20 protein-coding genes are annotated in these 24,727 nt (G+C 64.3%); 14 read left to right on the plus strand and 6 right to left on the minus strand.

From position 1 onward, the window contains the following. Positions 1 to 279 precede the first annotated feature (279 nt). The gene (locus ACX3OW_RS16965) at positions 280 to 774 is read right to left on the minus strand and encodes a group III truncated hemoglobin (protein ID WP_459096974.1); all 495 of its coding nucleotides are present in this window, start codon (positions 772 to 774) and stop codon (positions 280 to 282) included. Beyond that, a complete protein-coding gene (locus ACX3OW_RS16970) occupies positions 771 to 1,451 on the minus strand; it encodes a helix-turn-helix transcriptional regulator (RefSeq protein WP_459096975.1) in 681 nt (226 codons plus the stop codon). The genes ACX3OW_RS16965 and ACX3OW_RS16970 overlap by 4 nt, the downstream gene beginning before the upstream one ends. 88 nt (positions 1,452 to 1,539) lie before the next feature. Between ACX3OW_RS16970 and ACX3OW_RS16975 the strand changes: the two genes are divergently transcribed. The 4 genes from ACX3OW_RS16975 (at position 1,540) to ACX3OW_RS16990 (ending at position 3,425) form a co-directional block, all read left to right on the plus strand. Next, positions 1,540 to 2,142, plus strand: coding sequence for a superoxide dismutase (locus tag ACX3OW_RS16975; protein ID WP_459096976.1), 603 nt, complete (start codon positions 1,540 to 1,542; stop codon positions 2,140 to 2,142). Positions 2,143 to 2,233: 91 nt separating this feature from the next. After that, positions 2,234 to 2,572: a ferredoxin FdxA gene (fdxA, locus tag ACX3OW_RS16980; protein WP_459096977.1), complete on the plus strand. Its 339-nt coding sequence runs from the start codon at positions 2,234 to 2,236 to the stop codon at positions 2,570 to 2,572. Next, on the plus strand, positions 2,569 to 3,120 hold the full coding sequence (locus ACX3OW_RS16985) for a flavin reductase family protein (RefSeq protein WP_459096978.1): 552 nt from the start codon (positions 2,569 to 2,571) through the stop codon (positions 3,118 to 3,120). Before fdxA ends, ACX3OW_RS16985 begins: the two co-directional genes overlap by 4 nt. A 23-nt stretch (positions 3,121 to 3,143) precedes the next feature. Next, complete coding sequence (locus ACX3OW_RS16990; protein WP_459096979.1) at positions 3,144 to 3,425, plus strand: DUF6894 family protein; 282 nt, start codon at positions 3,144 to 3,146, stop codon at positions 3,423 to 3,425. A gap of 128 nt (positions 3,426 to 3,553) precedes the next feature. Here the strand turns inward: ACX3OW_RS16990 and ACX3OW_RS16995 are convergent, their stop codons facing one another. Further along, positions 3,554 to 4,585, minus strand: a complete 1,032-nt coding sequence (locus ACX3OW_RS16995; RefSeq protein ID WP_459096980.1) for a sulfate ABC transporter substrate-binding protein — start codon at positions 4,583 to 4,585, stop codon at positions 3,554 to 3,556. A gap of 329 nt (positions 4,586 to 4,914) precedes the next feature. On the opposite strand from ACX3OW_RS16995, the gene ACX3OW_RS17000 reads away from it, so the two are divergent. The 10 genes from ACX3OW_RS17000 to ACX3OW_RS17045 all read left to right on the plus strand — a co-directional run bounded on the left by ACX3OW_RS17000 (position 4,915) and on the right by ACX3OW_RS17045 (position 20,407). Beyond that, positions 4,915 to 9,603: an NAD-glutamate dehydrogenase gene (locus ACX3OW_RS17000; RefSeq protein ID WP_459096981.1), complete on the plus strand. Its 4,689-nt coding sequence runs from the start codon at positions 4,915 to 4,917 to the stop codon at positions 9,601 to 9,603. A gap of 81 nt (positions 9,604 to 9,684) precedes the next feature. Further along, positions 9,685 to 10,632: a class 1 fructose-bisphosphatase gene (locus ACX3OW_RS17005; protein ID WP_459096982.1), complete on the plus strand. Its 948-nt coding sequence runs from the start codon at positions 9,685 to 9,687 to the stop codon at positions 10,630 to 10,632. Positions 10,633 to 10,768: 136 nt separating this feature from the next. Then, positions 10,769 to 12,034 carry an AGE family epimerase/isomerase gene (locus tag ACX3OW_RS17010; protein WP_459096983.1) on the plus strand — a complete coding sequence of 422 codons (1,266 nt, stop codon included), beginning with the start codon at positions 10,769 to 10,771 and terminating at the stop codon, positions 12,032 to 12,034. 323 nt (positions 12,035 to 12,357) lie between these two features. After that, positions 12,358 to 13,230 (plus strand): carboxylating nicotinate-nucleotide diphosphorylase, encoded by an 873-nt coding sequence (gene nadC, locus ACX3OW_RS17015; protein ID WP_459096984.1) that lies wholly within the window; start codon positions 12,358 to 12,360, stop codon positions 13,228 to 13,230. Between the two features lies 1 nt (position 13,231). Further along, positions 13,232 to 14,062 carry a 3'(2'),5'-bisphosphate nucleotidase CysQ gene (gene cysQ, locus ACX3OW_RS17020; protein ID WP_459096985.1) on the plus strand — a complete coding sequence of 277 codons (831 nt, stop codon included), beginning with the start codon at positions 13,232 to 13,234 and terminating at the stop codon, positions 14,060 to 14,062. 421 nt (positions 14,063 to 14,483) lie between these two features. Further along, the gene (locus tag ACX3OW_RS17025; RefSeq protein ID WP_459096986.1) at positions 14,484 to 15,032 is read left to right on the plus strand and encodes a PadR family transcriptional regulator; all 549 of its coding nucleotides are present in this window, start codon (positions 14,484 to 14,486) and stop codon (positions 15,030 to 15,032) included. A gap of 15 nt (positions 15,033 to 15,047) precedes the next feature. Continuing rightward, positions 15,048 to 16,316: an efflux RND transporter periplasmic adaptor subunit gene (locus ACX3OW_RS17030; protein WP_459096987.1), complete on the plus strand. Its 1,269-nt coding sequence runs from the start codon at positions 15,048 to 15,050 to the stop codon at positions 16,314 to 16,316. 2 nt (positions 16,317 to 16,318) lie between these two features. Next, positions 16,319 to 19,657 carry an efflux RND transporter permease subunit gene (locus ACX3OW_RS17035; RefSeq protein ID WP_459096988.1) on the plus strand — a complete coding sequence of 1,113 codons (3,339 nt, stop codon included), beginning with the start codon at positions 16,319 to 16,321 and terminating at the stop codon, positions 19,655 to 19,657. 122 nt (positions 19,658 to 19,779) lie between these two features. After that, positions 19,780 to 20,019, plus strand: coding sequence for a type II toxin-antitoxin system Phd/YefM family antitoxin (locus ACX3OW_RS17040; RefSeq protein ID WP_459096989.1), 240 nt, complete (start codon positions 19,780 to 19,782; stop codon positions 20,017 to 20,019). A gap of 4 nt (positions 20,020 to 20,023) precedes the next feature. Further along, the gene (locus ACX3OW_RS17045; RefSeq protein ID WP_459096990.1) at positions 20,024 to 20,407 is read left to right on the plus strand and encodes a type II toxin-antitoxin system death-on-curing family toxin; all 384 of its coding nucleotides are present in this window, start codon (positions 20,024 to 20,026) and stop codon (positions 20,405 to 20,407) included. 190 nt (positions 20,408 to 20,597) lie between these two features. On the opposite strand, the gene ACX3OW_RS17050 is transcribed toward ACX3OW_RS17045, so the two are convergent. From ACX3OW_RS17050 to ACX3OW_RS17060, 3 genes are all read right to left on the minus strand, one after another. Further along, positions 20,598 to 22,496 carry an ABCB family ABC transporter ATP-binding protein/permease gene (locus tag ACX3OW_RS17050; RefSeq protein ID WP_459096991.1) on the minus strand — a complete coding sequence of 633 codons (1,899 nt, stop codon included), beginning with the start codon at positions 22,494 to 22,496 and terminating at the stop codon, positions 20,598 to 20,600. Further along, entirely contained in the window at positions 22,496 to 22,816 is a 321-nt protein-coding gene (locus ACX3OW_RS17055; RefSeq protein ID WP_459096992.1) for an ArsR/SmtB family transcription factor, read from the minus strand. Before ACX3OW_RS17055 ends, ACX3OW_RS17050 begins: the two co-directional genes overlap by 1 nt. Before the next feature lie 127 nt (positions 22,817 to 22,943). After that, complete coding sequence (locus tag ACX3OW_RS17060) at positions 22,944 to 24,659, minus strand: LysM peptidoglycan-binding domain-containing protein (RefSeq protein ID WP_459096993.1); 1,716 nt, start codon at positions 24,657 to 24,659, stop codon at positions 22,944 to 22,946. Positions 24,660 to 24,727: the final 68 nt, after the last annotated feature.

Here is a 24,727-nt window from a genome sequence, read left to right on the forward strand (position 1 = left end):
TCGGGGCGTGGGGGGATTTTTGGAGGGGATGGAGGGGGAATGGGTGGATGGGGAGAATAATGGTGCGCGGCGGGGTGTGGGGCTAGCCAACCCCCACCCTTGATCCCTCGCCGCAAGGGGGAGGGTGTCGACTGCACGCCCGGCGCATTCATCCCCGGTGTCACCCCGGCCTTGAGCCGGGGCCCATCCCCCGATCACGTCGGTAACACCCATCTCAGGCTGGGTCCCAGCTCAAGGCCGGGATGACATCGAGTTTGTTGGGACGACCGGACCCGCCAGCTACTTCGGCGGGGTCCAGCTCGGGGCGGGTTCGCGTTCTAGGGGCGACAAATTGATGATGTCTTCGCCGCGGCGCATGGCGATGTTCATGCGGAAGCTGTTGCCGATGCGTTCGGAGCGTTCGATGAACAGAGCGGCGATGTGGGGCGGGCAGAGGGTTTCCACCGTGCGGCGGAACAGGGCGAGCCAGCGCCTGAAATGGGGGTCGGCCAGTTCGGGGATGGCCATGTGCTTGGGCATGGGGCGGCCGGCATAGCGGCCGGTGCCGAGCATCATCGAACTCCAGAAATCGGTGATGATATCGAGATGATGCGGCCAGGCTTCGGGGGCGATGATGCGGTTGAAGACCGGGCCGATCATGGGATCGAGCCGCACGTCGGCGTAGAAGCTGTCGACGACGGCGCGGATCAGCGTTTCGTCCAGATCGGGCGGGGTTTCCCAGCCGACGCGCTGGTGGCGGGTGCCCAGAGGCGGGCGGGGATTGTCGTCGCTCATGCGTGGGTCTCGCGGATGGAATAGGAGCAGCGCCGGGCGCCGGCGACGATGTGTTCGTTGCGCACCACTTGGGTCTGGGGGCCGAGCACGGCGCGGAACACGTCCAGTTCGGCGCGGCAAAAACCCTGGCAGGCAGTGGCGGCGGCGCAGATGGGACAGTGGTTTTCCACCAGCAGCAGCGAGCCATCGGGCTGTTCCTGCCAATCGGCCATATAGCCTTCGGCGGAGCGCAGATCGGCCAGCGCTGCCACCTTGTCGCGCAGGCTGGTGCGGTCGGCCAGTTCGGCTTCGTAGCTGGCGCGGGTTTCGGCTTCGCGGGCGGCGATGAGGGCGTTGAGCGCGCCTTCACCCAGCGTATCGCGGACGATGCCGAGCAGCTGCACGGTCAAGGCGGCATGGGTGTCGGGGAAACGGGATTGCGCGGCAGGGGTGAGGCTCCAGCTCTGGGTGGGGCGGCCGACGCCGCGCGCTTCGCTGGTGGCGGCGACCAGGCCTTCCTCGGCCAGCCGGGCCAATTGCTGGCGAGCAGCCTCGCCGCTGGTGCCGAGCAGGCTGCCCAAGGCGGCGGAGGACAGCGCGCCATGCATCTTGAGCGCCATCAGCACCCGCTCAGCGGGGCTGCGCGGCGACCAGGTCACCGTTTCGGGCGCGGCATTTTCCAAGTTCAGACTTGACATATTGGCTGCGGAGGTTTTCAAAGTCATTGCTTGGAAATTAACTGGCGCGGCATGGAAATGCAAGCGCCGCCCATAAAGGAGCTCCACGATGGCCTTTGAACTTCCCGCCCTGCCCTATGCCCATGCCGCCCTTGCCGAACGCGGCATGAGCCAGGAAACGCTGGAGCTGCACCACGACAAGCACCATCAGGCCTACGTGACGGCGCTGAACGGGTTCGTCGAGAAGAATGCCGATCTGGCCGGCAAGTCGCTGGAAGAGATCATCGCTTTCGCCAACGGCAAGGCCGAGCTGGCGCCGGTGTTCAACAATGCTGGGCAGCACTGGAACCACATGCATTTCTGGAATGCGCTGTCGCCCAAGGGTGGTGCGCTGCCGGGCAAGCTTGAAGCCAAGATCGTCAGCGATCTGGGCTCGGTGGACGCGTTCAAGGAGCAGTTCAAGACGGCGGCGACGAGCCAGTTCGGTTCGGGCTGGGCCTGGCTGGTGCTGGGCACTGACGGCAAGCTCAAGGTGACCAAGACGGCGAACGGGTCCAATCCGCTGGCGACCGGCGAAGGCAAGGTGCTGCTGGGGCTGGATGTGTGGGAGCACAGCTATTACGTCGACTTCCGCAATCGCCGCCCGGATTATGTGAGCAATTTCCTCGACAAGCTGGCGAATTACGAGTTTGCGGAAGCGAATTTGGGGTGAGCCACGCAATCCCAACACACTCGGTGTCATCCCGGCCTTGAGCCGGGGTGACACTGTGGTTGGGGCACCATTATGCCCGCCGAGAACACCAATGACCTATGTCGTTACCGAAGACTGCATTGCCTGCAAGCATATGGATTGCGTGGAGGTTTGCCCGGTGGATTGCTTCTACGAGGGCGAAAACATGCTGGCCATCAATCCAGACGAGTGCATAGATTGCGGGGTGTGCGAGCCGGAATGTCCGATCGATGCCATCAAGCCGGACGGCGAGCCGGAGATGGCGCCGTGGATCGAGCTTAACCGCAAATATGCACGGCTCTGGCCGAACATCACCGAAAAGGGTATCTCGCCAGACAACGCCAAGGCCATGGAAGGCGTGCCCAACAAACTCCGCGACCTGTTTTCCGAACAGCCCGGAGAAGGATCTTGAATAATCTGATGGCTGATTTCGACCTGCCCGATGCGATGCGACTGCACCCTCCCCGCCGGCCGGTGGTGGGCAATAGTGAATTCCGTGCGGCGATGGCGGCGATGGCCTCCACCGTCAGCGTAGTGACCGCGCGGCGTGGCGATGAGCGGATCGGGCGCACGGTGACGGCGATGCTGTCGCTGACGGTGAACCCGCCGACCGTGCTAGTGTCGATCGATATCATGAGCCGGCTGGCCGATCTGATCGCCAAGACCGGCGGGTTTTCGCTGGCCATGCTGGCCGATGACCAGGCGGCGGTGGGCGATGCCTTTGCCGGGCGGGTGGATCCCGATTTGCGCTTCAACACCGGCAAATGGGGGCAATGGCCCTCGGGGCATCCGATGCTCGAAGGGGCGGTGACGGCGCTGGATTGCGACGTGATCGGCTCCATCGAAACCGGCAGCCATGTGCTGTTTGCGGGGGCGGTGGTGGAGGCTGAAACCACAACCGGTCGGTCGCCGTTATTGTGGCAGCGCCATCAGTATCACAGGCTCGACGGCGTGGAATGAAGCTGGCAGACTGGGAGGCGCTCATGCCCCGGTATTTTTTCCATTATCGCACTGACGACGAGCTGATCCCGGATCGGGATGGCAGCGAATTGCCGGATCTGGAAGCCGCCGAGCACAATGCGGCGGCGCTGGCCAAGGCGATCGTCGAGCGCGCGGCGAGCAAGGGCGACGATACGCGGCTGCCGCGATCCATCGAAATCACCGACGCGGCGGGGGAAGAACTGCTGTATCTGGTGTTCTGGGCCGGGCCGAAGCTGGGCGCGGATGGGGATGAAAAGCCGGTGGAGAAGGCGACGGTGCATTGAGGGGGATTAAATCCCCTGCTCCACCCACCGGGTCACCCCGGCCTTGAGCCGGGGCCCATCCTGAAATCTCAAGATGGGTCCCGGCTCAAGGCCGGGATGACACCGAGTTTGTGGGGATCTCTGCGAGCCTACTGTGCCGGAGCGCCGGTGTAGATCTGGTCGAAGATGCCGCCGTCGCCGAAGAATTTGGGCTGGGCTTCGCGCCAGCCGCCGAAATCGGCGATGGTGACGAGATTGACCGGGCCGAAGCGGGCGATGTCTTCGGGGGCCGCCAGTTCGGGCTTGAAGGGGCGGTAGTAATTGGCGGCGGCGATGGCCTGGCCTTCATCGGAATAGAGATATTCGAGATAGGCCTGGGCCAGGTCGGTATTCCCCTTCTTTTCGGCATTGCCGACGACCAGCGCTACCGGCGGTTCGGCCAGGATCGAGATCGACGGCGTGACGATGTCGAAGGCGTCGGGGCCGAGTTCTTCGAGCGCCAGATAGGCCTCGTTTTCCCAGGCCAGCAGCACATCGCCAATGCCGCGCTGGACGAAGGTGGTGGTGGAGCCACGGGCGCCGGTATCGAGCACGGGAACATGCTTATAGAGGTCGGTGACGAAGGCCTGCGCCGTTTCGTCCGTGCCGCCCGGCTGTGCCTTGGCCCAGGCCCAGGCGGCCAGCAGGTTCCAGCGGGCGCCGCCCGAGGTTTTCGGATTGGGGGTGATGACTTCAACCCCCTCCTTGGTCAGGTCGCCCCAATCGGCAATGGCCTTGGGATTGCCCTTGCGGACCAGGAAGACGATGGTCGAGGTGTAGGGTGCGTTGTTGTTTTCAAAGGTGCCGCGCCAATCGGCGGGGATCAGCGTGGGGTCGGCGTCGGAAATGGCGTTGATGTCGCTTTCCAGCGCCAGCGTCACCACGTCGGCTTCGAGGCCGTCGATGACGGTGCGGGCCTGGGCGCCGGAGCCGCCATGGGTGACCTGGATGGCGACAGTCTCGCCTTTGGTCTGCTGCCAATGGGTGACAAAAGCCTCGTTGAATTGCTGATACAGCTCGCGGGTAGGATCGTAGCTGACATTGATCAGGGTGCGATCCTGCGCATGGGCCGTCACCGCAAACCCCAAGGTCAGGGACGCGGCAAGGACGGCATAAGCAAAGAAAATGGGGGCATTCTTCATCTCTGTCTCCCGATGAGATCGATGACTAAAAGACTACCACTACACTAGAGTATCGCAAGGCGACGCGCGGCGGCCAGAGGCCCGCCAAAGAAAACGGTTTGCCAAATTCGGGCCGCAACACGAAAAACACTCATCGTGCAGCGGGAAAACGCTATCTGGACGCAATTTCATTCCAGAAGCTGCCTGGCTCCATCTTACCACTCCTAGGCCGATACGCACCACGTCCGCACGGTCTAGTGATGATTTCGGGCGCTGACATCGTTCGAACGGATGGCAGACAGGCGCAACGGCGTTGCCTAGAGTGGCCATGCGAATTGGGGAGTCTTCGAATGGACCTGGGACAATCGAACCGTCTGGCGCTGCTGGACCGGGCTGCGGCACTGACGGGTGAGGAAGCCGGGTTTGCCCGCTTTCTCAGGGCGGGTGTGCTGGCGACCGATGGCGAGGATCTGGAGCGGCAGGCGCCGGCGCAATTCGAGGCGGCGCTGCGGCAATCCTATCAGCTGCTGCTGGCCTATGATGGCGATGACAGCCGGCTGACGGCGACGCCCCCAACCCAGCCGGGCGAGCCCTTGGTGCTCGATATCGTCTCGCCGGACATGCCGTTCATCGTCGACAGCGCGCTGGCGGCGGTGCGGGCGGCGGGCGGCACGGTGCGGCTGTTCACCCATCCCGTAGTGCGGGTGGATAATGGGCAGGTGAGCGAGGGCACCGGGCGGGCGCTGAGCGTGCTGCATATTCACAGCGATCCGGTGGCCGATATCGATGCGCTGCGCAGCGAACTCGAAACCACCATGGCCGAAGTGATGCGGGCGGTGCGCGACTGGCAGCCGATGCTGGAGCGACTACGCCGGGCCATTGCCGCGCTGGAAAGCGCGCCGAGCGGGCACAAGGACGAGCCGCTGCGCTTTCTCGACTGGCTGACCGAGCATAATTTCACCTTTCTGGGGATGCGCGAATATCGGTTGGCGGGCGACGGGCTGGAGCCGGTGGACGATAGCGGGCTGGGCATTTTGCGTGACCCGAATTTGAAGGTGCTGCGCAGCGGGCCGAGCTTTGTCGAGTCGACGCCCCAGCATGCCGATTTCATGGCGTCCAACGAGCCGCTGCTGGTGACCAAGGCCAATGTGCGGGCGCGGGTGCACCAGCGCGTGCATATGGACTATGTCGGCGTCAAGATTTTGGACGGCGACGGCAAGGCGCAGGGCGAATTGCGCATTGTCGGCCAGTTCACCGCGCAGGCGCAGGCGACGCCGCATACCGAAGTGCCGATCATCCGCCGCAAGATTGCTGAGGTGATGCGGCGCTCGGGGGTCGACCCGCTGGGCCATGCCGGGCGGGCGCTGCTGAGCGCGCTGGACTCCTATCCGCGCGATGAGCTGTTCCAGATCGGCGTCGAGCAATTGTTCGAATTTTCGAGCGTGATAGCGGGGCTCCATGACCGGCCCCGGGTGCGGGTGCTGTCGCGCATCGACCGCTTCGACAATTTCGTGTCGATCCTCGTCTATGTGCCGCGTGACCGCTATGACGGCGAAGCGCGGGCGCGGATCACGCAATATCTGGCGAAAATCTATGACGGGCGGCTCTCGGCGTTTTATCCGCATTTCCTTGAAGCGGAGCTGGTGCGGCTGCATGTGATCATCGGGCGGCTGGCGGGCCCGACGCCGCAGCCGAGCCGGGCCGAGCTGGAGGCGCAGGTCGATGCGCTGACCGCCAATTTCGGCGACATGCTGGTGGCCACGGCGCCTGACCCGGCGACGATCAGCGATTATCGCGGGGCGTTTTCGGCGGCGTATCAGTCGCGCAATGCAGCGGCGGATGCGCATGACGATATCGCGGTGCTGCGCACGCTGGGCGATGGCGCCGGGGTGGCGATCAGGCTGCGGGCGCGCAGCGGCACCGATGGGGCGCTGGGGCTGAAATTCTACCACCGCGCCAGCCCGATTCCGCTGAGCGACCGGGTGCCGATGCTGGAGGCGTTCGGCTTCCGGGTGATCGATGAGCGCACCTATACGGTGGAGCCGCGCGACGGCGTGGAACGCTATCTGCATGACATGGTGCTGGAAGCGGCGGATGGCAGCAGCTTTGACGTGGCGACGCGCGGCGGCGCGGTGGAAGACGGGTTGCTGGCGGTGTGGGACGGGCTGGCAGAAACCGACCGGCTGAATACGCTAGTGACGCGGACCAGTCTGGGCTGGACGGATGCGGCGCTGCTGCGGGCACTGTCGCGCTATCTGCGGCAGATCGGCATTTCCTATTCGCAGCGCTATATCGCCGATGTGCTGGTGAAGCAGTCGGGGGCAGCAGCGGCGCTGGTGGCGCTGTTCGATGCGCTGCACAATCCGGCGGTGGGCGACCGCGAGAGCCGCGCGGCGTTGGCGCGGCAGGATATTGCGGCGGCGCTCGACGCCATGGCCTCGCTGGACGAGGACACCATCATCCGGCGCTTTCTCAATCTGGTGGAAGCCTCGGTGCGGACCAATGCCTGCCAGCGCGATGGCGATGGCAAGCCGATGCCGGCGCTGGCGATCAAATTTGACAGTGCGCTGGTGGACGGCATGGCCGCGCCCCGGCCCTATCGGGAAATCGCGGTGTATTCGCCCCGCGTGGAAGGCGCGCATCTGCGCTTTGGCGCCATCGCCCGTGGCGGTATCCGCTGGTCGGACCGACCGGAGGATTTCCGCACCGAAGTGCTGGGGCTGGTGAAGGCGCAGCAGGTCAAGAATGCGGTGATCGTGCCGGTGGGGGCCAAGGGCGGTTTCGTACCCAAGCTGCTGGTGCCGGGCATGGCGCGCGAGGCGATGCAGGCCGAAGGGGTGGCCGCCTATACGATCTTCATCGGGGCGCTGCTCGATGTGACCGATAATCTGGTCGATGGCGCGGTGGTGCCGCCCGCCAATGTGGTGCGGCGCGATGGCGACGATCCCTATCTGGTGGTGGCGGCGGACAAGGGCACGGCGAGCTTTTCCGACACGGCCAATGGGATCGCAGTGGGGCGCGGCTTCTGGCTGGGCGATGCCTTCGCCTCGGGCGGCTCGGCCGGCTATGACCACAAGAAAATGGCGATCACGGCGCGCGGCGGCTGGGAATCGGTGAAGCGGCATTTCCGCGAGCTGGACCGCGATATTCTCAAGCATGCCTTCACCGTGGCCGGGGTCGGCGATATGAGCGGGGACGTGTTCGGCAATGCCATGTTGCTGAGCAAGGAAATCCGGCTGGTGGCGGCGTTTGACCACCGCGATATCTTCATCGACCCCAATCCCGACGCGGCGGCGAGCTTTGCCGAACGGCAGCGGCTGTTCGCCCTGCCCCGTTCGAGCTGGCAGGATTATGACAAGGGGCTGATTTCGGCCGGTGGCGGGGTATTTTCGCGGAGCCTCAAAACCATTTCGCTGACGCGGGAAATCCAGGCTGTGCTGGGGTTGAATGGCGAGCACGCCACGCCGACCGAGGTGATCTCGGCCATTCTCAAAGCCGAGGTCGACCTGCTGTGGTTTGGCGGCATCGGCACCTATATTCGCGGCGCCCAGGAAACCAGTGCCGAAGTGGGCGACCGGGCCAATGACGCCATCCGGGTCAGCGGCAGCGAAGTGCGGGCCAGGATCGTCGGCGAAGGCGCCAATCTGGGCGTGACGCAGCGCGGCCGCATCGACTATGCGCTCAAGGGCGGACGAATCAATACCGACGCCATCGACAACTCGGCCGGGGTGAATTCCAGCGATCTCGAGGTCAATATCAAGATCGCGCTGGCGCCGCTGCTGGCGAGCGGGGCGCTGGGGCTGGACGCGCGCAATGTGCTGCTGGTGAGCATGACCGACGAGCTGGCGGCGCTGTGCCTGCGCAATAATTATCTGCAGGGGCTGGCGCTGTCGCTGGCGCAGCGGGCGGGGCTCAGCGAACTGCCGGACCACCGCGAGCTGATCGAACGGCTGGAAGCGCGGGGGCTGCTGGATCTGGCGGTGGAGTTTTTGCCGAGCGATGCGGCGCTGGATGCGCGGGCGGCGGGTGGCCAGGCGCTGATGCGGCCGGAGCTGGCGGTGATTTTGGCCTATGCCAAGCTGACGCTTTATGACGATCTGCTGGCGGGGATTTCCATTGATGATCCCTATCTGGCCGATGAGCTGTATCGGTATTTCCCGGAAATCCTTCACACGACTTACCCCGACGCGGTGGCCGAGCATCGGCTGCGGCGCGAGGTGATTGCCACGGTGCTGGCCAATGCGATGATCAATCGCGGCGGGCCGGCTTTTGTCAGCGATCTGACGGCGGCGACCAGCGCCAGTCCGGGCGAGGCGGCGCTGGCCTATGCGGCCACGCGGGACGTGTATGGGCTGGGCGCGCTCAACCGGGCCATCGATGCGCTGGATGGGCAGGTGGCCGGGGCGGTGCAGTTGGAGCTCTATGCCGAGGTGATGGCGCTGCTGCGGCAGGAGAGCCTGTGGTTTTTGCGCAATGCCGATGTGACGCAGGGCGTGGCCGGGCTGGTGGCACGGCATGCCGGGGGCGTCGCGGCGCTCAAGGCGATCCTGGGCACCAGCCTGCCGGCGTCGCTGCGCGAAGGGGTGACCTTCATGGCAGCGGAACTGATGGCCAAGGGCGTGCCGGGGGAACTGGCGCAGCGCATCGCCGAATTGCCGGTGCTAGGCTACGCCAGCGATATCGTGCTGGTCAGCGAGCGTGCGGGTGTGTCGGTGGCCGAGGGCGCGGCGGCGTTCTTCGGGGTGTTCGCGACCTTTGCGCTGTGGCCGGTGATCGAACAGGGGCGGACGATTGCGCTGAGTGATCGGTTTGAGCGGATGGCGCTGGACCGGGCACTGGCCAATCTGATGCGGGCGCAGCGCGACCTGACCGCCGATGTGCTGAAGACCGAGGGCGGGCTGGCTGGTTGGGCGACACGGCAGAAGGCCGGGATTGCGCGGACGGCGAAGGCGGTGGCGGAACTGACGCAGGGGGAATTGACGGTGTCACGGCTGAGCGTGGCGGCGGGGTTGCTGGCGGATCTGGCGCGGGAGATTTAGGGGCGTGCTGCGAAAGTGGGGCTTGTTTGCAGGGGCGGCTTGGGGAGAGTGTGGCCTTCCTTTCGTTCCGTGAGTGCCCCCATGACCACCACCCTGCCCCAATGGCTTGCTGCCCAGACTGTCGATCCGAAACTGGCCTCGGTGGTGGCGAGCATGGCGGCGGCGAGTGCGGAAATCGCAGGCGTATTGCGGCTGGCGCCGATCAGCGGACAGACCGGGCTGGCCGGGCACACCAATGTGCAGGGCGAGGCGCAGAAGACGCTCGATATCGTCTCAAACGACATTGTTTTGAATCACATAGGGCAGAATCCCAATGTGTCGATTCTGGTGTCGGAAGAGCTGGATGAAGCGGTTCAGCTGCCGAATCAAGGGCGCTATCTGGTGGCGACCGATCCGCTGGATGGATCTTCAAACCTCGACGTAAACGTCACTGTGGGCACGATTTTTTCAGTGCTGGAGGCCAGCGGCGGACTGTTGCAGCCCGGCACGGCGCAAGTGGCGGCGGGTTATGCGGCCTATGGGCCGGCGACCAGCCTGGTGCTGACCTTTGGGCAGAACGTGGCGGCGTTCACGCTGGATGCAGCCGGGGTGTTCGTGCTGACCGGCGACGGGCTGCAGATCGCCAAGGCGTCGGGGGAATATGCCATCAACACGGCGCGCGAGCGGTTTTGGGATGCGGCGACGCGGGGCTATGTGGCCGAGAATGTGGCCGGGGAAACCGGGCCGGCGGGCAAGCGCTACAATATGCGCTGGGTCGGCTCGATGGTGGCGGATATCCATCGGATTTTGATGCGGGGTGGGATTTTCATGTATCCGCTCGATAGCGAGACTGTGAGCAAGGGCGGGAGGCTGCGGCTGCTCTATGAGGGCAATCCGATGGCGCTGATCGTCGAAGCGGCGGGGGGCGGCGCGACGACGGGGCAGCAGCGGATTTTGGAACTGATGCCGAGCGAGATTCACCAGCGGGTGCCGGTGATTTTGGGTTCGGCCGAGGAAGTGGCGCGAGTGGAAGGCTGGTATCGGCGGTAGGCCATACTGCGCGCGTCACAAGTGTAGAGCCCTCGGGTCAAGCCCGAGGGTGACGATCTGGGGTGATCGCGCCTTGGAAATTGCAACGTTGCGATGCTCCGGCTATAGCTCGGTCACTCAGCATCCCGGAGCAATCATGACCGACGCCAGCCTGCCCAACACCAATTCGACCCCGTGGCCGAGCCGGCCGTTTCATCAGCAGTATCTGATGCGGCAGGCCAATAATCTGTTCGATTTTTTCCAGGCGCCGTCGATCAATCCCAAGGGTGGGTTTTTCGAGCTGGAGGATGACGGCAAGCCGATCGATGCGGATAATTCGACGCGGCAGATCCATGGCACGGCGCGCATGGTGCATTGCTTTGCCATTGGCAGCCTGATCGGGCGGCCGGGCTCGGACGAAATCGTCGATCACGGCATGCGCTATCTCTGGGAAAAGCACCGCGATGCCCGGCACGGCGGCTATATGTGGTCGCTGGATGACCATGGGCCCAAGGATTCCAGCAAGCAGGCCTATGGCCATGCCTTCGTGCTGCTGGCAGCCTCGAGCGCCAAGCTGGTGGGGCATCCCCTGGCCGACCAGATGATCGCCGACGTGACCGAAGTGATCAACACGCGGTTCTGGGACGAGAAAAGCGGCTCGGTGCGGGACCAGTATAACCAGAACTGGAGCCAACTGCTGCCCTATCGCGGGCAGAACGCCAATATGCATATGACCGAAGCGCTGATGGCGGCCTATGAGGCGACGGGTGACAAAGCCTATCTGACCAAGGCCGAGCGGATCGCCGAGCTGATCATCCTCAAGCATGCCGTGCCGTTGGGGCACCGGGTGGCCGAGCATTTCGACGATCAATGGGTGCTCGACAAGGATTATGAGGGCAATGAAATGTTCCGCCCGTCCGGCACCACGCCGGGGCATTGGCTGGAATGGGCGCGGCTGCTGTATCAGCTGTGGGTGCTGGGCGAAAAGCGGCTGAGCTGGGTGACCGCGGCGGCGCGCGAGCTGTTCCGCCAGTCGATCGAGCTGGGCTGGGACAAGGCCCATGGCGGGTTTTTCTATACGCTGGACTGGGACAACAAGCCGATCATGCGCGAGAAGCTGTGGTGGCCGGCGAGCGAGGCCATCGGCGCGGCGGCCTATATTTCGGCCTTCGACAATGAGGATTATTTCCAGAGCTGGTATCGCAAGCTGTGGGACTATGCCGAGAACCACGTGATCGACCATGTGCGGGGCGGCTGGCTGAGCGAACTCAAGGAAGATCTGACGCCGACGTCGCGGCTGTTTGTCGGCAAGCCGGATATTTATCACGCGCTGCAGGCGTGTCTGATCCCGCTCTATCCGGCCACGGGGAGCCTGACCAAGGCGATTATCGAGGCGGATCATACGGTGAAGCATTTGGTGTAGCGGGGCGCTCGTCGCACTGGTGCGTGTGGCTCCACCCCCTCCTGGCCTCCCCCATCCCCTCCTGGCCTCCCCCATCAAGGGGGAGGTATCAGATCGGGGTTGGGGGGGATGGTGCCATTTTGGTGGATGTGGTGCACTGCGCTGTCCCCGCCCTCGGGGCCAAACCACCCCCACCCTTGATCCCTCCCCGCAAGGGGGAGGGTGACGACTGAGAAATCGTATTCCAAGCACCTTGAAGCCAGTTGTAAAAGCATGCCCCGTTAGGCGGTTGCCAGTGTTGGCTGGCGCGCGTAGAGCAGCGTCACTGATTGAGGAGCCAGAAGATGTCCCGCCCTGCCCGCTTGCCTGCCCAATTGCCGCGTGTGCTGGTTGACCGTGCGGTCGCCGCGGCGCTGGAGGAAGATCTGGGGCTGGCGGGGGATTTGACCAGTCAGGCGACGCTGCATCCCGAGGCAAAGGCCACCGCGACGCTGTCGGCGCGCGAGGCCGGGGTGATTGCCGGGCTGGAACTGGCGGCGGCGGCGTTTCGGCTGGTGGGCGATGGCGTGGTGTTCACGCCGGCGCTGGCTGATGGCGATGCGGTGGCCGTTGGTGGGCTGGTGGCGACGGTGACCGGCCCGGCGCGGCTGGTGATGTCGGCCGAGCGGGTGGCGCTGAATTTTCTCAATCATATGAGCGGCATCGCCACGCTGACCCGGATTTACGCCGATGCGGTGGCGGGGACCGGGGCGCAGATCTGCGACACGCGCAAAACCACGCCGGGGCTGCGGGCGTTCGAAAAATATGCGGTGCGGTGCGGCGGCGGGGCCAATCACCGCTATGCGCTGGATGACGCCATCCTGATCAAGGATAACCATATCGCGGTGACCGGCAGCGTAACGGCGGCCTATCAGGCGGCCGAGGCGTTTGCCGGGCATCTGGTGGCCATCGAAATCGAGGTGGCGAGTTTGGCCGAGCTGGAAGAGGCGCTGGCGGCCGGGGCGCGGGTGATCCTGCTCGACAATATGGACAATGAGTTGCTGCGGCAGGCAGTGGCGATCACTGCCGGCCGGGCCAAGCTGGAAGCCTCGGGTGGGGTGAAGCTGGAGCGGGTGCGCTCGATTGGCGAAACCGGCGTCGATTATATCTCCACCAGCCAGATCACCATGGCGGCGACCCCGCTCGATCTGGGGCTCGATGTGGTGGTGGAGGCTTAAGGTGAGTGTGACCATGCAGGCGCCGACCGATCAGGCTTTGACCAGGCTGGCGCTTGAGGCGGCGATTGCCGCGGCGCGACTGATTTTGGATGTCTATGCCCGGCCGATTGCGGCAGAGACCAAGGCAGATGGCTCGCCGGTGACCGAGGCCGATGCGGCGGCGGAAGCGGTGATCCTCGATCTGCTCAAGCCGACCGGCATTCCGGTGCTGGGCGAGGAAAGCGTGGCGGCGGGGATCATTCCGGTGCTGGGCGAGCGCTATTTCGTGGTCGATCCGCTGGACGGGACCAAGGAATTCATCAAGCGCAATGGCGAGTTCACCGTCAATATCGCGCTGGTGGAGCATGGCGTGCCGGTGATGGGCGTGGTGCTGGCGCCGGTGACGGGCGAGACCTTTGTCGGCGACGCCTCAGGCGCCTGGTTCTGCAATACGCTGGACGGGATTGTCGGCGAGCGGCGGGCGATTGCGGTGGCCGGGGCGGAACGGCTGCGCATTGTGGCCAGCCGATCGCATGGGCATAAGGCGCTGGCGTCCTTGTGTGAAACGCTGGATGTAGAGGCCGATGTGTCGGTCGGCTCGTCGCTGAAATTCTGCCTGCTGGCGCGGGGCGATGCGCAGCTTTATCCGCGATTTACCCCGACTTCGGAGTGGGACACGGCGGCGGGACAGGCGGTGCTGGAGGCGGCCGGCGGGGCGGTGGTGACGCTGGATGGGGCGCGGATGACCTATGGCAAGAAGGCATCGGGGTTCTTGAATTCGTATTTCGTAGCGGCGGCGAGTGTGGAACTGGCGCAGCGGGTGGCGGCGGAAATGGTGAAGTTGCTGGATTAGGGAACTTCGGCGGTTTGGCTCCACTCCACCAGACTGTTCACGTTGGTCGCGTCTCGGTCGTATCGGTTCGTTCGCCTCCCTCCCCCTTGAGGGGAGGGATTGAGGGTGGGGGTCGTCCAGCTGCCCGCAATGCCACCCCCTCCCCGGCCCTCCCCTCAAGGGGGAGGGAGGGCATGGGGGCTCGCTGAGGTCGAGCATAGGCTGCTGTTTCGCGGGACAATCCATAGATCGCGCCGCTGCGATCATTTCAGGATGGGTCCCGGCTCAAGGCCGGGATGACATCGCGGTCGTTGCCCGAGCCATGCAACCTGATCTTAACTGCTCTGCTGGATGAATCGCGGCGGATTACTTGCGCGATGGCGGCTGGGCATATACAGAACCGGCATATACCGGCCCGGCATATGCCCGGCGGAGCCAGCGCATGAACGTCAGAACCCTATGCCTATCGATCCTCTATGACGGGGAAGCGACCGGATATGAAATCCGGCGGCTTTGCGTTGAGGGCGAGTGCTCCTATTTCGTCGAAGCCAGCTTCGGCTCGATTTACCCGGCCCTGGCCCGGCTCGAAGATGCTGGTCTGGTGACCAGCCGCACCGAGCAGCAGAGCGGCAAGCCAGCCAAAAAAGTCTATTCGATCACCGACGCAGGCCGTGCGGCCTTCGCCGAGGAACTGGCAGCACCCTTGGGCGAGGACATGTTCCGCAGCCCATTCCTGCTGTTTGCGCGTTTTGCCCATATCCTGCCGCGTGAGCTGGTGGAGATGCGGGCCAATGAATTTTTGCAAAATAATATCGAGGCCCATCGCAAGCTCGAAGACGCCTTCTCGCAGCGGGAAAGCAACGCTTCGGACGCCTGGGTCATAAATTATGGTCGTGCGGTGATGGAGGTTGCCGAACGGCATATGCGCTCCCATATGCACGAACTGATCACTTTGGCGCGAGCCGAGCCGGGCAAAGACGCGGCTGAATAATAGGGACGAGACCGAATGCGTGCACTGTTTTCCTATGGCGTAGCCCTGCTGATCCTGCTCGGTATCGGCGGCTGGCTGGCAACCGGAACCCTGGTTGTCGGTGGTAATGGCCCAGGCAAGGGCGAAACCAAGATTATTTCGGTGATTGAAGGCCAGGAAAATGGTCCTCTCGCCACGACGCTGGGCGAGGCCGGCATACTGGCCGAGCACCCCCATCCCGAAACCGATCCGACCCTGACCATTGCCCAACGCAATGCTGCGGAAAATGGCGGCTCGGCCCCGGTGCCAACGGTGCAGACGGTGACCTATACCGCCGAGCCGATGAAGATTGACGTCCCCCTGCGCGGGCGCACCCAGGCCAAGGCCTCGGTCGGCGCCGTGGCGGAAACTGCCGGCATTGTCGATGCGGTGCATGTGACCAAGGGCCAGACCGTGGCGGTGGGCGATGCCCTGTGCACGCTGGACCAGGGCACCCGCGTTGCCGCCGTGGCGCAGGCGCAGGCCGGGCTGGAACAGGCCAATGCGGGCCTCGTGCAAGCCCAGCTCGATTTCGACACCAATGCCGAATTGCGGACGAAAGGGCTGGCGGCACCCAATACCGGCCGGGCCCTTGACGTGGCGCTGAGCGGCGCCAAGGCTTCTGTGTCCTCGGCACAGGCCGGGCTCGACAATGCCCAGGCTGAACTCAACCGTACCGAAATCAAGGCCAAGGTGGCCGGCGTGGTGCAGGACCCGGTGGCAACCGCCGGCTCGATGCTGGGCCAGGGCCAGCCCTGCGCTACCATCGTGCAGCTCAACCCCATGGTGTTCCTCGGCCAGGTGCCGGAATCGCGCATCGGGCTGGCCAAGCTGGGGCTCGACGCGGTGATCACCACGGTGACCGGCGCCAAGATCGACGGCAAGGTGACGTTCATCTCGTCGGTGGCGGACAATGCCACCCGCTCCTTCCCGGTTGAAATCGAATTCGCCAATGACGATCTGTCCATTCGCGACGGGATGACGGCGGAAGCCATCGTGACCCTGGGCACCGCCCCCGGCCATCTGCTTCCGCAGTCGGCCCTGACGCTGGACGATGAAGGCACGCTGGGCGTGCGCACGGTCGAGGACGGGTTGGTGGCGTTCCACGAGATCACCATCGTCAGCGATACCCGCGATGGGGTCTGGGTCACCGGCCTGCCGCTGCGCACCGATGTCATCACCGTGGGCCAGGAAAATGTTACCGCCGGCCAGGCCGTGAAGGCCACGGCCGGTGAAACTCCCACCGCAAGCGCAGAAAGCGTCTGATCATGGTCGAGTTTATCGTCAAAATCCTCAGGATGCCGCGCGTCGTCCTGACGGTCATGGTGATCATGCTGGCGGCGGGCATTTCGGCCTATATCTCGATGCCCAAGGAGAGCTTCCCGGCCATCGATGTGCCGTATCTCTACGTCTCGATCAGCCAGACCGGCGTGGCCCCGCGCGACGCCGAAAACCTGTTGGCCAAGCCGGCCGAGGAAGAACTGGCCAATCTGCCGGGGCTGGTCAATATCAGCTCGACCTCGACCACCGGCCACGCCTCGGTGTTCCTTGAATTCGATATCAATACCGACAAGGACAAGGCGCTGAACGATACCCGGGCCCGCATGGACGCGCTGCGCTCCAAGCTTCCCAAGGAAGCCGATGATCCAAGCGTCAATGAAATCGATCTCGTTGGCATGCCGATCATCTCGGTGGCGGTCTATGGCACCGCGCCCGAAAAGGAACTGGTGCGCCGCGCCGAAGACCTGCAGGACGCGCTGGAAGGCATTGGCGAAGTTCGCGAGGCCGTGCTCTCGGGCGCCCGTGACGAAATCCTCGAAGTGCGCATCGACCTGCTGCGGCTGGAAGCCTATGGGCTGACCGCCAACCAGCTGTTTGACGCGCTGAGCCGCAACAACATGGTGGTGCCCGGCGGCACGCTCAATACCGGCCAGGGCGCGTTCAATATCGAGGTTCCCGGCCTCATCACCAATCCGCAGGACGTGTTCGCGCTGCCGCTCAAGACCGATGGCAACACCGTCGTGACCTTTGGCGACGTCGCCACCATTACCCGCACGCTGTCCGACGCCACCGATTACACCACGGTCAATGGCCAGCCGGCGCTGATCCTGGGCGTGTCCAAGAAGCTGGGCACCAATATCATCGACGTGTCCGACAAGGTGCGCGCGACCACCGCGACGCTGGCCGAAAGCTGGCCGGAGGGTGTGCATTACAGCTTCTTCCTCGATCAGGCCGAGACCACCACCAGCCTGTTCCGCTCGCTGGAAGCGGCGGTGCTGACCGCGGTGGCGCTGGTGCTGATCACCTGCGTGGCGACGCTGGGCATCCGCCCGGCGATCATGATCGGCATGTCGATCCCGCTGTCCTTCATGATGGCGTTCCTAGTGGCCCAGTCGCTGGGCATGACCATCAACATGATGGTGATGTTCGGACTGGTGATCGCCGTGGGCGTGCTGGTGGACGACCCGGTGGTGGTGGTCGAATATGCCGAGCGAAAACTGCAGGAGGGGGTGTCCAAGAAGGAGGCCTTCATCCTGGCGGTGCGCAAGATGTTCGTGCCGGTGGTGGGGGCTACGGCGACCACGCTGGGCGCGTTCATTCCGCTGCTGTTCTGGCCGGGCATTATCGGCAAGTTCATGAGCTATCTGCCGATGATCGTGATCATCGTCATGGTGGCGTCGCTGATCTCGGCGCTGATCTTCATGCCGGTGATCGGCGCGGTGATCGCCTCCACGCATATCGATCCGAAGGCCAAAGAGGCCGCCGATACCGTGATCTATGCCGACAAGTTCGACTCCAAGAAGGTCAAGGGCCTGACCGGCATCTATGTGCGGATGCTGGAGCATTTGCTGCATTGGCCGTTACCGACGCTGGCGGTGGGCTTCGGCATCATCGCCACGATCTTTGTCACCTATGCCACCCATCCGACCGGCACCGAGGCCTTCCCGGCCTCGGAGCCCGAATTCGCCACGGTGGCCGTGGTGGGGCGCGGCAATTATTCGCCGGAAGAAATCCGCGATATGCTGGCCGATATCGGCGACGAGATCATGCAGGTCCAGGGCATCCAGGACGTGATCATGCAGTTCGGCGCTACCGGCGCCTTCGGCACCACGCCGCCGGATACGATCGGCAATTTCCAGCTGCAGTTGGTGGATTATAATAATCGCGTCAAGGCCGAGGAAATCTTCGCCAATATCCGCGAGCGCGTCGCCGGCTTTGCCGGGCTCGATATCCAGGTGCTGGCGGCCGAAAATGGTCCGCCGGCGGGCAAGGATATCAATCTGCGCGTCGAGAGCACCAATTACGATGATCTAGTGCCGACGGTGACCGCGATCCGCCAGCATCTGGAAAGCATGCCGAACACGGTCGACATCGAAGATGGCCGCCCCTCCCCCGGCATTGACTGGCAGATCACCATCGACCGCAACGAGGCCGGAAAATACGGCATCGGGGTGCGCGAGTTGGCGCCCTATGTGCAGCTGGTGACCTCGGGCGTCAATCTGGGCACCTATCGTGATGCCGAGACCGGCAAGGAACTCGACATCAAGGTTCGCCTGCCCAAGAACGAGCGCACCTTCGACGCGCTCGACTCGATGCGGATTGCCACGGCGCAGGGCATGATCCCCGTCAGCAATTTCATCGAGCGGACCGCCGTGCCCAAGGTCGCCAATATCCAGCGGCGCAATCAGGTCTATCAGATGCCGGTTGCTGCCGGCCTCGCCAACCTGCCGGAAGGGGTTTTTGTCGCCGACCGGGTGGCCGAGTTGCAGAGCTGGATTGCCGAACAGCCCTTCCCCGAGCGGGTAACCATCGCCTATGGCGGCGCTGAAGAGCAGATGGGCGATGCCAACGCGTTCATCGTGCAAGCCTTCGGCATGGCGATGTTCCTGATCTTCTTCATCCTGCTGCTGGAATATAACAGCTTCTACCAGGTGATGGTGACGCTCTCGACGGTGATCATGTCGGTGGCCGGCGTGCTGCTCGGCATGCTGGCGACGGGCATGAGCTTCTCGGCCATCATGACGGGTCTGGGCATCGTGGCGCTGGCGGGTATCGTGGTGAAGAACGGCATCGTGCTGATCGACACCTACAACGACTATAACCGCCACCAGCATGTCGAACCGGTCAAGGCCATGCTGCTGACCGCTGCGCAACGCGTGCGGCCGGTGCTGCTGACCGCGTTCCTCACGGCGCTGGGCGTGATCCCGATGTGGGCCAATCTGGAGTTCGACTTCATCCGGCGCGAAATCGTGCTGGGCGGCATTGCCGGCTCCTGGTTCATCCATCTCAGCGCCGCGCTGGTTTCGGGGCTGTTCTTCTCGACGGCGCTGACGCTGATCATGGTGCCGGTGATGGTCACCGCGCCGACCGTGATGTGGGCCCAGATCAAGTGGGTCATGGAGCGGTTCGGCCGGATGCGCGGCGCGGGCCGGGTTGGTCAGGCCGTGGCGGCGCCAGCGGGTTTTGACGGCATGGCCGTGGAAATCCCGGCCGATGCCGATGGCAGCAAGCGCTATATCGTCAGCCCGGATGCCGGGCTGGTGGAGAAGGAAAAGAACGGCGTGACCGTGGTCAGCCGACCGGACCGCCCCGAAGCGGCGGAATAGACTAATTGAGGAATGAGGAAAGGCCCGCAGCGATGCGGGCCTTTTTTGTTCGCGACGGCCTTGCCAAATTAGCTATTTTGGCTATATTTTCATCTTAGCTAATTTAGCCAAGGAGACGCGCCATGGCCGCGATGACCGCTACCGATGCGAAGAACAAATTTGGGCAGGTGCTGGAGATGGCGCAGGCCGAGCCGGTTCGCATCCAGAAGAATGGCCGTGACGTCGCCGTCGTGCTGTCGGCCGAGCAGTATGGGGCGCTGGTGGCGCAGAGCGACGCGCCGCGCGTTAACCCGCTGATCGTCAAGCTACACGGCGAGAGCATCAAGCGCTGGGGCAAGGTGTACGAAGCCCTGGCGAAATAGCCCCATGGCCCCGCGCATCTATCTCACCCTTGATGACGTGCTCTGGATTCATCAGGAGCAGTTGCAACACTATGGTGGCGCGCCAGGCGTGCGCGACCAAGGCTTGATCCTTTCCGCGCTATGGCGCCCCCAAACTGGCTATTATGCCGATGTGATCGAGGAGGCATCGGCGCTGTGGGAGAGCCTGGCGATGAACCACGGCTTCATTGACGGTAACAAGCGCGTGGCACTCGCCAGCACTATTCTGTTTCTGCAAGCCAATGGTGTCACCCCAATCGGCGAGGAAGATGACTGGATCGCCTTCATCTATGGGAACCTTGAGGCCGGTACATTTCGCAAGGATGTGCTGGAGCAATGGCTGCATGAGCATACGGAGCCGCTGGAGTAGCAGCGGCAGCCGTTAGATTTTAGCCCGACCGTCATTACCGGGCTTGTCCCGGCAATCCAGCGATGACCCCACGTCCGCTGGACCACCCGAACAAGTCGGGTGGTGACGGGGCGGAGAAATCTCGGGATGGGTCCCGGCTCGAGGCCGGGATGACATCGAGCGTTGGGGGCAGTAGTGCTGCCACCCTGCCCTATTCGCCGGCGGGGGTGCCGCGTTTGACGAAGCCGTCGGGGTCGTTGGCAGTGCGCAGCAGGAGCTGTTCTTCGGCCTCGGTGGCCTCGCGCTGGCGGTTCCACATCTGGGCGTAGAGGCCGTCATGGGCCAGTAGCGCAGCATGATTGCCGCGTTCGGCGACGACGCCGTCGCGCAGCACCAGGATCTCGTCGGCATTGACCACGGTGGACAGGCGGTGGGCGATGACCACGGTGGTGCGGTTCTTCGAGACCACGTCGAGAGACGACTGGATGTCGCGCTCGGTCTTGGTGTCGAGCGCCGAGGTTGCCTCATCGAGGATGAGGATGGACGGGGCCTTGAGGATGGTGCGCGCGATGGCGACGCGCTGCTTCTCGCCGCCGGACAGTTTCAGGCCGCGCTCGCCGACCGGGGTTTCGTAACCTTTGGGCAGGCTTTCGATGAAGTGACCGACCTGCGCCATGTTGGCAGCGGCGTGGACCTCGTCCGGGGTGGCGCCGGGGCGGCCATATTCGATGTTGTAGCCGACCGTGTCGTTGAACAGCACGGTATCCTGCGGGACCATGCCGATGGCCGAGCGCAGGCTCTTCTGGGTGACGTCGCGCAGATCCTGCCCGTCAATGGTGATCGAGCCGCCGGTGACATCGTAGAAGCGATAGAGCAGCCGGGAAATGGTGGACTTGCCGGCGCCGGTGGGGCCGACAATGGCGACGGTCTTGCCGGCCGGCACTTCGAAGCTGACGCCCTTGAGAATCGGCCGATCAGGATCGTAGTGGAAGGTGACATTGTCGAAGCGGATGGTGGGATTGCTCACATCGAGCGTCCCGGCCGCTGGCTTGTCGGTGATCTCGGGCTCCTGATCGAGCAGGCGGAACATTTCCTCGATATCGGTGAGGCCCTGACGCAGCTCGCGATAGACGAAGCCGATCTGGTTGAGCGGCCGGTAGATCTGGATCAGGAAAGTGTTGAGCAGGACGAAATCGCCCACGGTCAGCGTGCCGCCGATGACGCCATAGGCGGCCATCACCAGGATGACGACGGTGCCGGCATAAAAGATCAGCGCCTGGCCGAAATTGAGGGTGCCGAGCGAGGTCCAGATGCGGACAGCCGAGCGCTCATAGCCGGCCATGGCGGCGTCGTAGCGCTTGGCTTCCATGTCCTCATTGGTGAAATATTTCACCGTCTCGTAATTGAGCAGGCTGTCGATGGCCTTGGAATTGGCATCGGTATCGCTGGTGTTCATGTCCCGGCGAATGGAAATGCGCCAGTTGGACGCCTTGATGGTCCAGACCAGATAGCCCCAGATCACCAGCACCAGCACGCCGAGATAGCTGATCCCGAACATGACGACAAAGATGATGGCCGTCACCACGAACTCGATCATCGTCGGGACGATGTTGAGCATGGTGAAGCGGACGATGGTTTCGATGCCCTTGATGCCGCGCTCGATGACCCGGCTCAGCCCGCCCGTGCGGCGCGCCAGATGGAAGCGCAGCGACAGCTTGTGCATATGCACAAAGGCCTCATAGGCCAGCTGGCGCACGGCATTCTGGCCGACGCTGGCGAACCACACGTCGCGCAACTGCTGGAAACCGGCATCAATCAGGCTGGTGACGCCATAGGCGACCACCAGCATGATCGGGATGGCGACGCCCATGATCAGCGCCGAATTGGGATCGGTGCCATCGAGGGAGTCGATAATGCCCTTGTAGAGGAAAGGAATGAAGGTGGTGGCGACCTTGCTGACGATCAGCGCGGCCAGCGCGATGACGACGCGCCAGCGCAGATCGGCGCGATCGGCCGGCCACATATAGCGCCACAGATTGCGGATAGTAGAGACGATCGAGCCTTCGTCCGCGCTAACGGACGGCTTCTTATCAGCGCTATCAGAGGACATCAGGCGGTTTCCGATTCCAGATTGACTGGCGCGGGGCTGAAGCCCGCGATCATGCCGGCATAGGCGGCCCCGAGGGCGTTCAGCCGGTCATGCTGAACGATGTAGCAATTGCGCGTGCCACGCGGCTTGCGCTCGATGAGGCCGGCGTCGAGCAGCACCTTGATGTGCTGGGACACGGTGGACTGGGCCAGCGTCAACTCGTCAGTGACATCGGCGCAGCAGCACTCGCCGCGCTCCTGCTTGGCCAGGATGCGCAGAATATTGAGCCGCACGGGGTGGCCCATCGCTCGCATGATGGAGGCAATGTCGTCGTCGCGCATGGTCTGTCTGTCTTTAATCGTCATTTGACGATAAAATGGGGTTTCTCGCGCCAATAATCAATGGCCCGCCGAGTGGCGGGCCATGTTGTGCGCATAGTTTTTCGTGTTTTGCGTCCAAACCGCAAAATTAATTCGGCAGCTCGAACACCTGGCCGGGGTAAATCCGGTCCGGATCGCGGATCTGGCCGGTATTGGCCTCATAGATCGTGGTGTATTTGATGCCCTCGCCATAAACGCGGCGGGCAATAGTCCAGAGATTGTCACCACGCCGGATGATGGCCTTGCCCGAAGCAAAGCGCTGGGCATCGGGCGAGCCGACAGCCACCGCAACCAGAGTGGGCACGGCGGGCTCCGCTGATGGCGCCGGCTGGGCCGCAGGAGTTGCGGGGGCAGTTGGCGTGGCCGCAGGCGTTGCGGGCGAAGCGGCTGGCGTGGGCTCGGCAGCAGCTGGAGCGGGCTCTGCCGTGGCCGCAACGGGCGCAGGCGGGGTTGTGGCTGGTGCGGTGGCAGCCGGAGCGGCTGTGGCCGCAGCGGGCGCGCTGGGCTGTGCGGCGGGGGCCGGAGCGGCGGCAGGAGACGTTGCCGGGGCCGGTTCGGCTGGGGCGACGACGGCAGGGGCGTCAGCGACGGCGACTGGGGCGGCGTCGGCGGGAAGGTCGACCTGGAAGTCAACTTCGGCGCGGGCGGCGACGCTGGCGCTATTGGCTTCGAGCAGGTCGACGCGGACGCGCTGTTGCGGCGCAGTCAGCACCTTGCCGGCTTCAACCAGCCAGCGACCATCGGCGACGATGGTGTCGGCGATGAAGGCGTCATCGACATAGAGGCGGATGGTGGCACCGTTGGGACCAGCACCGGCAAAGAAGGTGCGGTCACCCTCGATTTCGATGGCGTCGATGGTGGGCGGCGCGACGGTAGATGCGACAACGGGCGCAGCCGGTGTCGGGGCAGCGGGAGTGGCTGCCGCAACGGCTGCTGGCGCGTCGGCGGCTGGGGCCGGCGCGACGGAAGGGGTCGGGGCAGCGACGGCCGGAGCCGGCTCAGTGGCGGGCACCGGCTCAACTGCGGGGGCAGCGGCAATCGCGGGCGTTGAGGGCTCGACGGCAGGCGCGGCCGGGGACGCCGTGGACGGCTCGGCTGCCGGTGCAGGCGTTGCTGTGGCAGGGGCTTCGGCCGCAGGGGCCGGCTCCGTAGCAGCGGGTGCGGCGGCAGCGGGTTCGGTTGCCGGAGTGGGCGCAACTGCGGCAGGTGCTGCCGGTGTCGAAGCAGGCGCGACCGGATCGGCGGCGGCCAGTTGGGTGGTGGTTGCGGCGGCGGGGCCCTCGAGGCCCTGCAGCACCTGGCTGATGGCGCCCGGCGTGCTGGCGACGACCAGCGGTTCGCTGGTCTTGTCGTCATTGATGACGACCACGAAGGACTGAGCCGCCTGGCCGGTCTTGCCGACTTCGGCCAGAGTAATTTCGGTGCCACCGGGGGCGATGGGCGCGTCGGGCACCAGTACCCAGTCGCCGCTAGGCTCCACCACGGTCTTGCCCAGCAGTTCGCCGTTGGAGAAAATTTCAACTTCGCTGCCTGGCGTGCCGCTGCCGGCGATGACCACCGAGCCGTCCGGCTCGGCGCGGAGCAGGCCGAAAGTGGCGGCGATCAGATCGTCGGGAACCTCGAGGCCTGGCGCGACATCGAGCGCGGGTTCGCCGACCGATGTTTCGGCGGCGGGCGCAGCATTGGCGGCTGGGGTTGCGGCGTCGGTGGCGGCAACGGCCGTCGGCGGCAGGATGCCGGATTCGACCAGCTTGCCGCGCAGACAGGCGCCCATGCCGTCAGCCGAATTGAAGCAACTGACCACGGACGGACCGGTGAGCACACCGATGATGACAGCAAGGGTAACCGCCGCTGCCCCGATGGTGAGCGCTA

It is taken from the genome of Devosia sp. A449, from assembly GCF_054489375.1.